Raw genomic sequence first — 14,680 nt, forward strand, 5'->3', positions numbered from 1 at the left:
ATTGTTATCGCGAATAGAAAAGGGGCCGCTCATCTGAGCGGCCCCTTTGGTTTGTTGTGAGGGAGAATCACAACTTGGCGTAAAAAACACCGTAGGCAGGAAACCGCAAGTGACCATCCACCAGCTGCGCGCTGGCCAGGCCATGATCCAAATCTACGATGGGAGCACTCGAACCGAATGTGACAAACTGGTGCTCAAAATCGACCGGCGCATTACTCATGTTAAAGCCGCACAGTAAGGTGTCGCCGTGGTGTTGACGAGTAAACAACAGCAGCGGTTCGGGGGCATCAATAAACTCGATGTCGCCGTATTGCAGTGCCGGCTGCTGCTGTCGCCACTGGGTAAAGCGGCGGAATTGGTTAAGCACCGATTGCGGATCCTCGTGCTGCGTATCGACCGCTAGGCGCTGATGATCGCTGGGCACCGGCAACCACGGCGTATTGGCCGAGAAACCGCCATGGGCACGGTTGTGGTGCCACGGCATTGGGGTGCGGCAACCATCGCGGCCTTTGAAGTTAGGCCAAAAGGTGATGCCGTAGGGATCTTGCAGCTGCTCAAACGGCACATCCGCTTCGGTTAAGCCCAGCTCTTCCCCTTGGAACAAACACACGCTGCCACGTAATGAAGTCACCATCGCGGTCACCATCTTACACATCGCCTCGCTGCGCTCGCCGTGATTCCAGCGGCTGGCAACGCGCATCACATCGTGATTGCTGACCGACCAACAAGGCCAGCCTTGGCTTACACGAGATTCCAAGGTCGAGACCGTATTGCGAATGTAACTGGCGCTGGCGTCGTCGGTGAGCAGTTCGAAGCTGTAACCCATGTGCAAACGACCGGCTTCGGTGTACTCGGCCATGGTGGCCAGCGAATCTTCCGACGAGATCTCCCCCAGCGCTGCCGTGCCGGGGTAGCGATCCAGCAGCGCCCGCAACCGCTCTAAAAAGGCCACGTTTTCCGGCTGAGTGTTGTTGTACAGGTGCTTTTGGTAAGCGTAAGGGTTGTCTTCAGAGAAGCCGCGACCCACCCGCTCGTGGGGCTGCTTGCCGGGGTTATCCCGCAATTGCTTATCGTGGAAGCAGAAGTTAATTGCATCCAAGCGCAAGCCATCCACCCCCAGCTGCAGCCAAAATTCGACGTTATCCAACATCGCTTGCTGCACATCGGGGTTGTGGAAGTTCAGATCCGGCTGGCTGCTTAAAAAGTTGTGCAGGAAGTATTGCTCACGCCGCGGCTCCCACTGCCACGCTACGCCACCAAAGATCGACAGCCAGTTGTTGGGCGGGGTGCCATCCATGTTGGGATCGGCCCACACGTACCAATCGGCTTTTGGGTTGGTCTTATCTTCGCGGCTCTCTAGAAAGTAATCGTGCTGATCCGAAGTGTGGCTAAGCACCTGATCAATCATCACCTTAAGCCCCAATTGATGGGCTTTGGCCAGCATCTGTTTGAAATCATCTAGAGTGCCGAACATCGGATCGACGTTGCGGTAGTCGGCAATGTCATAGCCAAAATCTTTCATCGGCGAAGTAAAAAACGGCGAGATCCAGATGGCATCAACCCCAAGCCCGGCCACGTAATCCAGCTTGGCGGTGATCCCGGGAATGTCGCCGATACCATCGTGGTTGCTGTCGGCAAAGCTGCGCGGATAGATCTGATAAATGAGGGCGCCACGCCACCATTGGGTCGAATTCATCGCCGTTTCCTTACTAAAGCTTGAGGCAGTGGCCAGCGCGACTGCTACGAAATTGCAGCATACGGTAACTGACTCACATCCGTAGAGTCACTGTGCATACGTATGCAGCTTGGCACCGGCTGGAATGGGGGGGCTGCAGGCGGTCAGCTGAGGTTGCGCTTTTATATTTAAGCTATTGATATTTAACTTAAATATCTTGTTTCCTTGGCGTTTATACTGAGCCGAAAAGTTCTCTGCAGCGAACAATGTTGCGGCAATGGATGCAATCGCCGCCGTTTACGGGGTGTTTTTTCAGCAATGCGTTCGGCGGATGTGCGATTGCGTGCAAAAGTGTGAATTTATTTTATTTGCCTTGATCCGTTTCGAGTAATTGCTCTGGAATGCGCGTTTGGCTGGGAAAAAGTGTGAGTTAGCCCCCATGCGCTTGTTTCATTTTGGGGCACTATCTGGGGCCAAATCGTGGCTGCGGGGCTTTGAATACGTATGCATAACATTGTTCACAGCTCGGCACGGTGATTACCATCGCTCTAAACCAACCTGGCTGACAAGTTGTGGGCACTGGCATTAAGAGGAATTGCCAAGTGTTTGGTGGTGGCAGCCAAGGATGAAACTAAACCTCAAAGGGATAATAAACATGTCACCGTTTAAGCCTAGTGCGTTGACCTTAGCGATTGTTGCAGCGGGAATGAGTAGCGTCGCTTACGCTGCCGAGCCAGCCGACAGTAATGTGGCCAATCAGGTTGCAGATAATGTTGAAGTGATTGAAGTGCGCGGGATCCGCCGCAGCTTGGCCGAATCGCAAGCCGTAAAGATGGAAAGCACCTCCATCGTGGAAGCGATCTCCGCTGAAGACATCGGCAAACTGCCAGACACCTCCATTGCTGAATCCTTAGCCCGCCTTCCCGGCTTAGCCGCCCAGCGCCTGAACGGTCGAGCGAACGTGGTTTCCGTTCGCGGCTTGTCGCCGGATTTCACCACCGCCACTCTGAATGGCCGCGAGCAAGTCACCATCAGTGATAACCGCGGGGTTGAGTTTGACCAATACCCATCAGAATTGATGAACGGCGCGGTGGTTTATAAAACCCCAGATGCCGGGGTTATGGCGCAAGCCATCGGCGGCACCATCGATTTGCAAACCGTGCGCCCACTGGCCCACGGCGAACGCACCGTGGTGGTTAACGCTCGGGGCGAATACAACGACTTAGGCAAGTTGAACGCCGACAGCGACGACAGCGGCTACCGCGCGTCTATCTCGTACATCGATCAGTTCGCCGATGACACCATCGGTATCGCCTTAGGCTACGCCAAGCTCTCCTCCCCAAGCCAAGAAGAACGCTACCAATCTTGGGGCTACCCAGAAAACAGCGATGGCGTGTTAGAGATTGGCGGCTTGAAGCCCTACGTTCGCAGCGGTGAACTGAACCGCGATGGCGTTATGGGGGTGATTGAGTTTGCCCCGAACGATCGCTTCACCAGTGTGGTGGATCTGTTCTACTCCAAGTTTGATGACAACAACACCTTGCGTGGCATCGAAATTCCCGCCGCTTGGGGCGATGGCATCACTCCGGGCACCGTTGAAAACGGCTTGGTGATTGATGGCACCATCGACAACGCCTACGGCATTGTTCGTAACGACAAGAGTAACCGCGAAGCCGACACCTTCTCGTTTGGCTGGAACAGCAAATACCTGCTGAACGACAACTGGTCGGTTGAAGCGGACGTTAGCTACTCCACCGCCGATCGCCATGATTACGGCCTAGAAACCTACTCTGGTACTGGCCAAAGTAAATCTGGCCAAGGCGACACCATCGGTTTCACCTTAAACGGCGACGAAGGGATCTCCTTATCGCCCACCTTGGATTACTCCGACACCAACCTGATCACCCTGGGCAACCCACAGGGCTGGGGCTTTGGTAATGGCCTCACTCAAGATGGCTTTATCAACGAATCCGACGTAGAAGATGAACTGAGTGCGATCCGTTTAGGCGCCGAGCACCTGTTTGACGATGGCCATTTCAGCAGCCTTGAATTTGGGGTCAACTACGCCAAGCGTGAAAAGACCATGGATAAAACCGGTTACTACCTGTCGCTGAAGGCGGGTGAATCGGTGGCGATCCCAACCAGTGCCTTAGTGGGCACCGCCGATCTCGGCTTTATCGGCATGGGGCAGATGGTGTCGTTCGACCCTAACGCCGTACTGGATCTGTTCGACAAGTACGACGAAGTGGACATCGATCCCACCAACGCCACCAAAGATTGGCAGGTGGAAGAGAAAGTGTTGATCGCTTACTTCAAAGCCAACATCGATACCGAACTGGCTGAGCGTGCCTTTAAAGGTAACATCGGCTTCCAAGTGGTCAGCACCGATCAAAGCTCAACGGGCGCTGAAGTGGATAACGACCGCAATGTGGTTGCCGTAACCCAAGGCGCCGAATACACCGAATTCCTGCCAAGCGCCAACTTAGGCTGGGAGATGATGGACGATCAATGGATCCGCTTTGCCACGGCTCGCACCTTGGTGCGCCCACGCATGGATCAGATGAACGCCAGCTTGACCGTTAACTTCGACAACAACAAAGCGCCGAACCCAGTGGGCGATGACTACGGCCAATCCCCTTGGAGCGCCGATCTGGGCAACGGCGAACTGAAGCCGTACATCGCGTGGCAGTACGATTTAAGCTACGAAACTTACTTTGATGATAAGGGCTACTTCTCCGCTGCCATCTTCTACAAAGACATCAGCGATTACATCTACAAAGAGAGCTTCCAAGGCGACTTCAGCGATTATAACGGCGGCCAGAACACCGCTTGGACCACCGGTACCTACAACCAGTGGCGCAATGGCGAAGGCGGCTATGTGCAAGGGTTGGAGGTGTCTACCCACCTGACCGGCGCTTGGATTGATGATTCACTGGAAAGCTTTGGGGTGATCCTCTCGGGTGCCTTCAACGACAGTTCCATCAAAGAGACTGCCGACAGCGACGAGATCACCTTACCGGGCCTGTCTGAAACCATCTTCAACGCCACCGCCTACTACGAAGATCATGGCTTCCAAGCGCGGATCTCCGCTCGCTACCGTGATGAGTTCTTAGGGGAAGTCAGCGACTTGGGCTTTAAGCGAGTACTGGATACGGTGAAAGCGGAAACCGTAGTGGATGCCCAGCTGGGTTACGACTTCTCCGAATCGGGGATCGCGTCACTGGAAGGCTTATCGCTGCTGTTCCAAATCAGTAACCTAACCGACGAACCGTTCACCACCTACCGTAATGGCGACGAGCGTCAAACCCGCGATCACCAAACCTACGGTCGCACCTACATGCTGGGTGCCAGCTACGCCTTTTAATTGATTAACTTCAGTTAGTTGGAACCTATACCCCTGTCTTCGGGCAGGGGTATTTTTTTCTAAAAAATTCAAAGGATAGCAGCCCATCATGAAGCCAATTAAACAGGTAATGATTGCCGGTGGCGGCAGCGCCGGTTGGATGACCGCCGCCTTGTTGTGCCGCACCTTAGGCCAACAAGTGGCGATCACGCTGGTGGAGTCCGAGCAGCTCGGCACCATTGGCGTTGGCGAGGCTGCGATCCCACCGCTCCATACCTTCAACCAAGCCCTTGGGCTGGATGAAGCCGAATTCATGTCTGCCTGCGCGGCCACAGTAAAATTGGGGATCCAGTTTGAAGGCTGGGGACAGGCGAACGACAGCTACATGCACGCCTTTGGCAACATCGGCAAACAACTGGGGCTAACCCCGTTTCATCAGCACTGGTTGCGCTTTAAGCAGCAGGGGCACGCCAGTTCGCTGTGGGACTTTTCGTTGAACTACCAAGCGGCCAAACACAATCAGTTTGGCTTGGTTAACATGCCAGAGCGCAGCCCCATCGGCCCCCTGATCCACGCGTACCATTTTGATGCCGGTCGCTATGCCCAGTTCTTGCGTCAGTACAGCGAGCAGCGAGGGGTACGCCGCATTGAAGGGCGCATTAGCGCGGTGGCGCAGCACGGCTGTGGCAACATCGCCGCCTTACAGCTGCAAGATGGGCAACGGCTGGAAGCGGATCTGTTCATCGACTGCAGCGGCTTTCGCGCGCTGCTGATTGGCGACGCGCTGGGGGTGGGCTACCACAACTGGCAGCATTGGTTGCCCTGCGATCGCGCCATCGCCGTGCCCAGCCGCAACAGCGGCGAGCTCAAACCCTACACTCGCTCAATTGCCCACCAAGCAGGCTGGCAATGGCGCATTCCGCTGCAGCATCGGCAAGGCAACGGCATTGTTTACAGCAGCCAAGCGATGAGCGACGACGACGCCGAAGCGCTGCTGTTGGCCAGTTTGGAGGGGGAACCCTTGGCGCCGCCACGGCGGCTGCAGTTTACCACCGGCCGTCGGGATCAAGTGTGGAGCCACAACTGCATCGCCATCGGCTTGTCGTCGGGCTTTTTAGAGCCGCTGGAGTCCACCAGCATTCATCTGATTCAAAGTGCTGTGCAACGTTTGGTGAAGTTGTTTCCCGCCAGTAGCGACATGGCCCCAGAGCGGCAGCAGTTTAACCGTGAAGCCCAGTTAGAGATGGAGCAGATCCGCGACTTTATCATCCTGCATTACCACCTGAATCAACGGCACGAGCCATTTTGGCAGCGGCTGCGACAGATGGCGCTGCCCGCCAGCTTGCAGCAAAAACTGGCGCTGTTTGCCAACAGTGGCCGCCTTGTGCGGCAGCAAGATGAGCTGTTTACCGAGGTGGCGTGGTTGCAGGTGATGATTGGCCAGAATCTGCAGCCGCAGCAATACCACCCGTTAGCGGATGGGTTAACCCATCCACAGTTAAGCCAGTTTATGATGGATCTGGCCAGCATCACCACCCAGCTGCAGCAGCCGTTGCCAACCCATCAGCAGTTTATTCAGCGCTATTGCCGCGCCAAGGAGTCCCAGCAATGAACCGTGCCTTTCGCCTAAGTGCCAGTGCCGCGTTGATGCTGCTCAGTGGTTGCCAGCAAACGCCGCCCACGGCGGTGGTGGCTTCGCCGCCGTGGCAAGATCAGATCATCTACTTTGCCATGATCGATCGCTTTAACGATGGCGATCCAAGCAACAACAACCAAGGGGCGGGGGAATACGATCCCGCCGATGGCCGCCGTTACAGCGGCGGCGATCTGCGGGGGCTAACCCAGCAGCTGGATTACATCGCGAAGCTGGGGGCCACCACCGTGTGGATCACCCCGCCGGTGGCCAATCAATGGTGGTTTCCCCAAGGGCAATATGGCGGTTATCACGGCTATTGGGCCACCAACTTTATGCAGGTGGATGAACACTACGGGGATTTAAGCGATTACCAAGCGCTGGCGGACAACCTGCACCAGCGCGGCATGTATCTGGTGCAAGACATTGTCGCCAACCACAGCGCCAACCTGTTTGGCTACCAAGGCCAGTACGATCCCGCCAACAGCGCCAGTAACTTTGTGAGCTACGCCGATGCCACCCCCGGCAACCGGCGCCCCAGCCAAGCGCCATTTGATCAGGCCGATCGCCACAACCCTGAAGACGTGGCCGCCGACATCTACCACTGGACACCCTCCATCAGTGATTATCAGGATCCGCACCAAGAGCGGAACTACCAACTGGCCAGCTTGGCGGATCTCAACACCAGCAACCCGCAAGTGCGGCAAGCGTTGAAGCGCAGCTACCGCTATTGGATTGAACAGGTTGGGGTTGATGGCTTTCGGGTGGATACCGCCAAATACGTCGAACATGATTTTTGGCACGACTTCTTTCACAGCGACGACGGCATCAACGCCGCCGCCAAGGCGGTAGGCAAGGCCGATTTCTTCAGCTTTGGCGAAGTGTTTGTTGGCTCCGAGCCGTTCCAAGACGACGGCGAACAGCAAGTGGCCAGCTACAGCGGCAGCCCAACCAAGCCCGAGCTCAGCAGCGTTATCGGTTTTCCGCTCTATTTCGAGCTGGATCGGGTGTTTGCCCAAGGGCAGCCGCCCGCGCAGTTGGCCTATCGCTTAGCGCAGCAGATGCGCCATTACGCCAACCCATACTTGGTGCCCAACTTCGTTGATAACCACGACACCGCCCGCTTTTTGGCTTCGGGCTCGCGCCACGGTTTTAAGCAAGCGCTGGCGACAATCTTTACCATTCCGGGCATTCCGGTGATCTACCAAGGGGATGAGCAAGGGCTGCAGCACAGCCGCCAAGCGATGTTTGCTGGCGGCTACCTGAGCCAGCAGGATCAGTTTGATGACACGTCGACGCTGTTTCGCTTTGTGCAACAGTTGGCGCAGCTGCGCCGCAGCGACAAGCTGTTCAGTCGCGGCAGCTTAACCCAGCTGTACGCCGAAGCCAGTGGCCCCGGCGCGCTGGCCTATCTGCGCGAATACCAAGGGCGGGAAGTGTTGGTGTTGATGAACACCGCCACCAGCCCGCGTTTGCTTAGCCGTGCCGAACTGGGCTTGGGCCGTAACGATGCGCTGCGCTTGCTGTTGGATCAAAACGGCGCCGTCTCTGCCGATTTAACAGCTGCCGATTTAACAGCAGCCGATTCAACAGCAGCCGATTCAACAGCAGCAGAGGCAACCCCATGGGGGCCAATGCTGCCGCTGCAAGGAAGCAGCATTCAGGTCTATCAGCTGCTGCGCCGCCAAGGCGACAGCGTGGCGCCCTTGGCGATCCGTTGGCTCGACCCACTGCCGCAGCACCCCCTAACCCAAGCCACCCGCCTGCGCGGCCAGTTAGCGCAGGCCGACGTGTCGTCGTTGCAGCTGCTGTTTGATGGCGCGCCTGCCACGCTGCAAGAATTGGCGGTGGATGATGATGGCCACTTTGAGCTGCGGTTGCCGGTGACGGATCTGGGGCTGAGCCAGCACCGCTTTAATCTGCTGCAACCGGGCAGCGGGGCGGTCAGTCCCAGCGTCCATTACCGCACCGAACTGCGCCAGCCCAGTTTGCAGGTGCAGGTGTTAGATCCCAGCAACGACGGCTTTGGTTTGGATGGCAGCTACCGCAACCCCACCCACGCCAACAGTGGCCAGCAGCGCGAGATCCTCAGTGCCAAGGCGGAAGCGGCGGGCAGCGTATTACGGCTTACCCTAACCATGGCCGAGCTCAGCAACGGTTGGCAGCCCAGCAACGGTTTCGACAACCTGGCGCTGTCGCTGTTTTTTGATCTGAGCGCCCAGCGTGGCCCCAGCCAGGTAACGGCCTTGCCACAATTGAACGCCCAGTGGCCGCAAGGCTGGCACATCGGCCACAGCGTGTATGGCTGGGGCAGCAGTTTGTTTCGCGCCAACCCCGCCCAACCACAACAACGGGGCGAGTTGGTGTCGCCGGCGGCCACCATCAACACCGATCCGGCTCAGCAGCAGATCACCCTAAGCTACGATGCGGCCGCCTTTGACATAACCCAATGGGATGGGGTTGCCATCCACATCAGCAGTTGGGATCGCAGTGGCGAAGGCGAACTGCGGCCGCTGGCGGCGCAACCTGGGCCTTGGGCATTTGGCGGCCACGGGGCAAAAATCATGGATCAGTTGCTGTTGCAGCTGCCACAAGATAATCAATAAGGACAAGTGGATGCTTCGTAAACACACATTAGCGACCGCCATCGGCGTCAGTTTGGCGCTGGGTGGCTGCGCGGCCAACATCAGCCATCACAACGATCGCAGCGGGGCTGCTGAGCACGCCCCGGCCAGCGCGGCGCAGCCCGAACGCAAAGCGGTGGTGTATCAGATGTTCACTCGTTTGTTTGGCAACACCAACCAAACCAACCAGCCTTGGGGCAGCCTCGAGGAGAACGGCGTGGGTAAGTTTGCCGACATTAACGACGCCGCGCTGCAGGGGATCAAACAGCTGGGGGTGAGCCACGTGTGGTACACCGGCGTGTTGCACCACGCCACCGCCACCGATTACCGCGCGCATGGGATCAGCAACGACGATCCCGATGTGATTAAGGGGCGGGCGGGCTCGCCTTACGCGGTGAAGGATTACTACAGCGTTAACCCCGATTTAGCCCAAGATCCGGCTCAGCGGATGGCGGAATTCAAAGCGTTGGTGGAACGCACCCACCGCCACGGCATGAAGGTGCTGATCGACATCGTGCCGAACCACATCGCTCGGGATTACCGGTCGCTGGGCAAGCCGGAAGGCGTGCGCGATTTTGGCGCCGATGACGACACCAGCGTGGCCTACGCCCGCGACAACAACTTCTACTACGTGCCGGGGCAAGCGTTCCAGCTGCCGGATTGGCAAGACGGCTACCAGCCGCTGGGGGGCGAAGCCAACCCGCTGGTGGATGGTCAGTTTGCGGAATCCCCCGCCAAATGGACCGGCAACGGCGCCCGCGCCGCCAAACCGGGCTTTCACGATTGGTATGAAACCATCAAGGTGAACTACGGGATCCGCCCCGATGGCAGCAAAGATTTCCCGCTGCTGCCGGCGGATTACGCCAATCGCCCGATCGAGGATCACTACGCCTTCTGGCAGGGCAAATCGGTGCCGTCATCCTGGTTGAAGTTTCGCGACATCGCCCTGTTCTGGACCGCCTTCGGCATTGATGGCTTCCGCTACGACATGGCAGAGATGGTGCCGGTCGAGTTTTGGAGCTTCATGAACAGCGCCATCAAGCAGGCCAACCCCGACGCCTTCTTACTGGCCGAGGTGTACAACCCCAAGGAGTACCGCAACTACATCAATTTGGGGCGGATGGATTACCTGTACGACAAAGTGGAACTGTACGACACCCTTAAAGGGATCATCCAAGACAAGCAGTCCACCGACGAGATTGCGCCAATTCAAGCGGGGCTGGCGGACATCGAACAGCACATGCTGCACTTCTTGGAAAACCACGACGAACAGCGGATCGCCAGTGCCGATTTTGCCGGTAAGGCGGAAAATGCGCTGCCAGCGATGGTGCTGTCGGCCACCATCTCAACCGCGCCCACCATGCTCTACTTCGGCCAAGAGGTGGGCGAACCCGGTGCGGGCGATGCGGGCTTTGGCCAAGCCACCCGCACCACCATCTTCGATTACTGGGGCGTACCGCACCATCAACGCTGGATGAACAACGGCAAGTTCGATGGCGGCCAGCTGAGCGACGCCGAGCGGCAATTGCGAGATTATTACGTCACCCTAATGCGCTTTAGCGCCAGCAGCCCAGCGCTGCTGGGGCAGTACCAAAGCCTGCATCAAGCCAATAAAAACAGCGACGGCTACCACTCGAAACTGTTCAGTTTTGCCCGCTGGAGCGAGCAACAGCAGTTGCTGATCGTCAACAACTTCAGCCAGAACCAAGGCAGCCAATTGGCGCTGACCGTGCCAGCGGCGCTGATCAGCCAGTGGCAACTGAGCGATGGCCGCTACAGCGTGATCGATCGCCTCAGTGGCTTAAAAAATCAGCTGATTGTTCGCAACGGCATTGGCACCATCAACAGCTACGTAGCCCCGCTGCAATCGCAGATCTGGCAACGACAATAAGGATTATTCGGATGCAGTTTAGCCGAACCGTACTGGGCGCTTGTGTCGCCACCGCTCTAACCCTGCCAACGTTGGCGTTGCCCGCGCTGGCCGCCACCGTCAGTGGCCATCAACTGAGCCAAGATGGCAGCACCTTAACCCTGCAGACCGACGAAGGGCAGGTGGCCTTACGGGCCATCGGCAAGGGCACCATCGCGGTGGATTATCGCCCCGAGGGGCTGACCCAATTGCCGTCGTTCGCCGTTGCCGAAGACGCGCCCAAAGGGCAAGGTCAGCTCAGCCAAACCGCTGGTGAGCTGCGCTTTGCCTTGGCCGACATCAGCGCGCTGGTGAGCACCAGTCCGCTGCGGATCCGCTTTGTTGATGAGCATAACCAGCTGCTGACCAGCGAAGCGCCAGGGTTGGTGCTGAGCGAGGACCGCCGCGGCTTTCAGTTCTCGTTAAGCCCCGAGGAACGGCTGCTGGGCGGCGGTCAGCGGGTGGTGGGGATGGATCGGCGCGGTCAGCGCTTGCCGCTGTACAACAAAGCCAGCTACGGCTACACCACCCACGCCGAACAGATGTATTACGGCTTGTCGGCGGTGATGTCCGATCGCAAATACGCGCTGGTGTTCGATAACTCCGCCTCGGGCTGGCTTGATATCGGCAAAACCGACGCCGAGGTGCTGGCTTTTGAAGCGATGGGCGGGCGCACCAGTTATTTGATCAGCGCCGGCGAAGACTACCCCGAACTGCTGAGCAACTACACCGCCGCCGTCGGTCGGCAGCCGCTGCCACCGCGCTGGGCGCTGGGCAACTTTGCCAGCCGCTTTGGCTACCACAACGAACAAGAAGCGCGAGACGTGGTGGCCAGCTTTCGCGAGCAAGACATTCCGCTGGATGCGATCGTGCTGGATCTGTACTGGTTCGGCAAAGACGTAAAAGGCCACATGGGCAATCTGGCGTGGGATCACGCCGCGTGGCCAACCCCCGCGCAGATGATCGCCGACTTCAAGCAGCAAGGGGTCAACACCGTGGTGATCACCGAACCGTTTGTGCTGACCAGCGCCAACCGCTGGCAAGAAGCGGTGGACGCCAAGGCGTTGGCCACAACCGTTGATGCCCAGCCACAAACCTTTGATTTTTACTTCGGTAACACCGGCTTAGTGGACGTGTTCAGCAACAACGGCCAGCAGTGGTTCTGGCAGGCTTACCAGCGATTACTGGCCGATGGCGTCAGTGGTTGGTGGGGCGATCTGGGCGAGCCGGAAGTGCATCCGGCCGGATCCCAACACCAACTGGATAGCGCCAACTTAAGCGCCAGCGGCGACGAGATACACAACGCCTATGGCCATCAATGGGCGAAAATGGTGTTCGACGGCTTGCAGCAAGCGCAGCCGGATCAACGGCCGATGATCATGATGCGCTCCGGCTTTGTTGGCTCCCAGCGTTACGGCATGATCCCTTGGACCGGCGACGTCTCTCGCAGTTGGGGCGGGCTAAAACCGCAGGTGGAGTTGTCGCTGCAGATGGGCATGTTGGGCTTAGGCTACAACCACTCGGATCTGGGCGGTTTTGCTGGCGGCGAAGTGTTCAACCCCGAACTGTACCTGCGCTGGTTGCAGTACGGGGTGTTCCAGCCGGTGTATCGCCCCCACGCCCAAGAGAACATCGCCCCAGAGCCGATTTTTCACGATGGCGAAGTGAAGCGGATTGTGCGCGATTACATCAAGCTGCGTTACCGCTTACTGCCGTACATCTACACCATGGCTTACCAAAACAGCAGCCAAGGGGTGCCGCTGATGCGACCGCTGTTGATGGATCAAACCGAACTGTTTGATGTGCGCGACGCCTACCGCTTTGGCGATGCCTTGGTGGTGGCGCCGGTGACCGACGCTGCGGTGACCCACGTTAGCTTTGATCTACCAAAGGGGATCTACTTCGATTTCTTCAGTGGCAAACGCTACGTTGGCGGCAGCAAGGTGCTGGTGCCGGTCACCCAAGAGACCATTCCAGTGTTGGTGCAAGCGGGCAGCTTTGTGCCGATGGTGGCGGCTAAGCCTTCCACCAAGCAGTACAGCAGCGCAGAGTTAGAGCTGAACTACTACTTTGATCCCAGCGCCGCCACCAGCAGCGGCATGATGTACGAAGACGACGGCGTTGATCCCAACGCCATCGCCAACGGCCAGCACGAGCTGCTGCAGTTTAAGGCCAAGGCCGCCGCCAACGGGGTCAGCATCCACTTGCAGCGCCAAGGCGGTGACTACCCCGGCAAGCCGGAGCAACGGCAACTGACGCTGAAGCTGCAGCAGTTGCCAGAGCCACAGCGCCTGCTGCTGGATGGCAAGCCGCTGTCGTGGCAACGGGATGGCAACGCCATTGTGGTGCAGTTTGATTGGGCGGACGCCGACAAGAGGATTGAGGCCAGCTGGTAAGCGCCGAGCCGCGGTGGCATCGAACGCCGGGCGCGCCTTGCTGCGCGGGATCCAAGTGGCGCTTAAAACCCAAGCCCCACCTGATTGCTGACAAAGTGGGTGAGCCCTTCGCCAATGTCGCCGCTGCGTTTATCACTGATCCGCAAGCGAAACTGGTGTTTGCCGGGGCTCAGCGTTGGCTTCTTGAATTGGGCAATGATCATCGGCATATGGCAGGGCTCGTTGGCGTTAATGCCCGCTGGCGCTTGCTGGCCACAGTCGCCGATCTGCTCATAGCTCCAGTGGTAGTTGAGCAACTGCAGCGGCTTGCCATCAATGTGGGCAAGGATCTGGCTGGCGTCCAGTTCTGGGGTGATGTCGAACACCGCAATGTCATTGCCCTGCATGGTGGTGCGCCGGTATTGCGGCGCTAACGCCTTGGCCAGATGCATCGGTCGAAAGGCCGCGAACACCGAATTGGAGCCGCCATTAGAGGCCCACACATTAAGGGAGTACACCTCGATGGTGTCGAAGGCGATGTCGATCACCTCGTCTTCGGTCAGCGTTAAATTCCAGCCCCAAAACTCCAGCTGAGTCTTGGCGTATTGGGGCAGATCGAGGCTGTACAGCGAGTTGTAGTGGCCTGCGGGCACCTCGGCGCGATAGCGCCCATTTTCATCGCATTTAAAGTAGAGGGAATCGTCCCCGATGAAGGCGCTGGGGTTAAAGATCACATCGCACTGGCTGATCGGTTGGCCGTGGCGATCGGTGACCTTACCGCTGATGGTCACCGTGTCGTCAGCCAGCGCCGTCAGCGGCAGTAGCGCCAACAGCGCGGCGGGGAACAAACGCATAAAACCTCCTTGTTGTGCACAATAAACAAAGGCTTAACTTACGCATATGCGGTTAAAAATCCAGCGTTGCAACGGCGCTGTTGTGCAGCCGTTGCGTGGCCATAAGCCACGCTTGGAGCGTCAGCGCCACGGCATCAACGGATTTGTCATGGCGCTGGGCTAGGGCGACGGTCAAGCCAACGGGAAGCCAACGAAAGCCGTGGGGGCCCACTTTCTTCGATTTGCTCAAAAGTGCCGCGATTTCGCCGCAGGAGTTTGCACTGCTGC

At 58.0% G+C, this 14,680-nt stretch carries 8 protein-coding genes; 5 read left to right on the forward strand and 3 right to left on the reverse strand.

Annotation, left to right across the window (positions count from 1 at the left end; translation table 11 throughout):
* Positions 1–67 precede the first annotated feature (67 nt).
* Entirely contained in the window at positions 68–1,696 is a 1,629-nt protein-coding gene (locus tag Q0796_RS08055) for an alpha-glucosidase (protein WP_298441810.1), read from the reverse strand.
* 634 nt (positions 1,697–2,330) lie between these two features.
* Here Q0796_RS08055 and Q0796_RS08060 point away from each other — a divergent pair.
* From Q0796_RS08060 to Q0796_RS08080, 5 genes are all read left to right on the forward strand, one after another.
* Positions 2,331–5,039 (forward strand): TonB-dependent receptor, encoded by a 2,709-nt coding sequence (locus Q0796_RS08060; RefSeq protein ID WP_298441812.1) that lies wholly within the window; start codon positions 2,331–2,333, stop codon positions 5,037–5,039.
* 88 nt (positions 5,040–5,127) lie between these two features.
* Positions 5,128–6,630, forward strand: coding sequence for a tryptophan halogenase family protein (locus Q0796_RS08065; protein WP_298441814.1), 1,503 nt, complete (start codon positions 5,128–5,130; stop codon positions 6,628–6,630).
* Positions 6,627–9,257: an alpha-amylase family glycosyl hydrolase gene (locus tag Q0796_RS08070; RefSeq protein WP_298441815.1), complete on the forward strand. Its 2,631-nt coding sequence runs from the start codon at positions 6,627–6,629 to the stop codon at positions 9,255–9,257. Before Q0796_RS08065 ends, Q0796_RS08070 begins: the two co-directional genes overlap by 4 nt.
* A 10-nt stretch (positions 9,258–9,267) precedes the next feature.
* Complete coding sequence (locus Q0796_RS08075) at positions 9,268–11,166, forward strand: alpha-amylase family protein (RefSeq protein ID WP_298441817.1); 1,899 nt, start codon at positions 9,268–9,270, stop codon at positions 11,164–11,166.
* Between the two features lie 11 nt (positions 11,167–11,177).
* Entirely contained in the window at positions 11,178–13,580 is a 2,403-nt protein-coding gene (locus Q0796_RS08080) for a TIM-barrel domain-containing protein (RefSeq protein ID WP_298441819.1), read from the forward strand.
* 62 nt (positions 13,581–13,642) lie between these two features.
* On the opposite strand, the gene Q0796_RS08085 is transcribed toward Q0796_RS08080, so the two are convergent.
* Together Q0796_RS08085 and Q0796_RS08090 are read right to left on the reverse strand one after the other, a co-directional pair.
* A complete protein-coding gene (locus Q0796_RS08085) occupies positions 13,643–14,413 on the reverse strand; it encodes a carboxypeptidase-like regulatory domain-containing protein (RefSeq protein WP_298441821.1) in 771 nt (256 codons plus the stop codon).
* Between the two features lie 52 nt (positions 14,414–14,465).
* A complete protein-coding gene (locus Q0796_RS08090) occupies positions 14,466–14,642 on the reverse strand; it encodes a hypothetical protein (RefSeq protein ID WP_298441822.1) in 177 nt (58 codons plus the stop codon).
* Positions 14,643–14,680 lie beyond the last annotated feature (38 nt).

It is taken from the genome of uncultured Ferrimonas sp. (assembly GCF_947489035.1).
GTDB lineage: Bacteria > Pseudomonadota > Gammaproteobacteria > Enterobacterales > Shewanellaceae > Ferrimonas.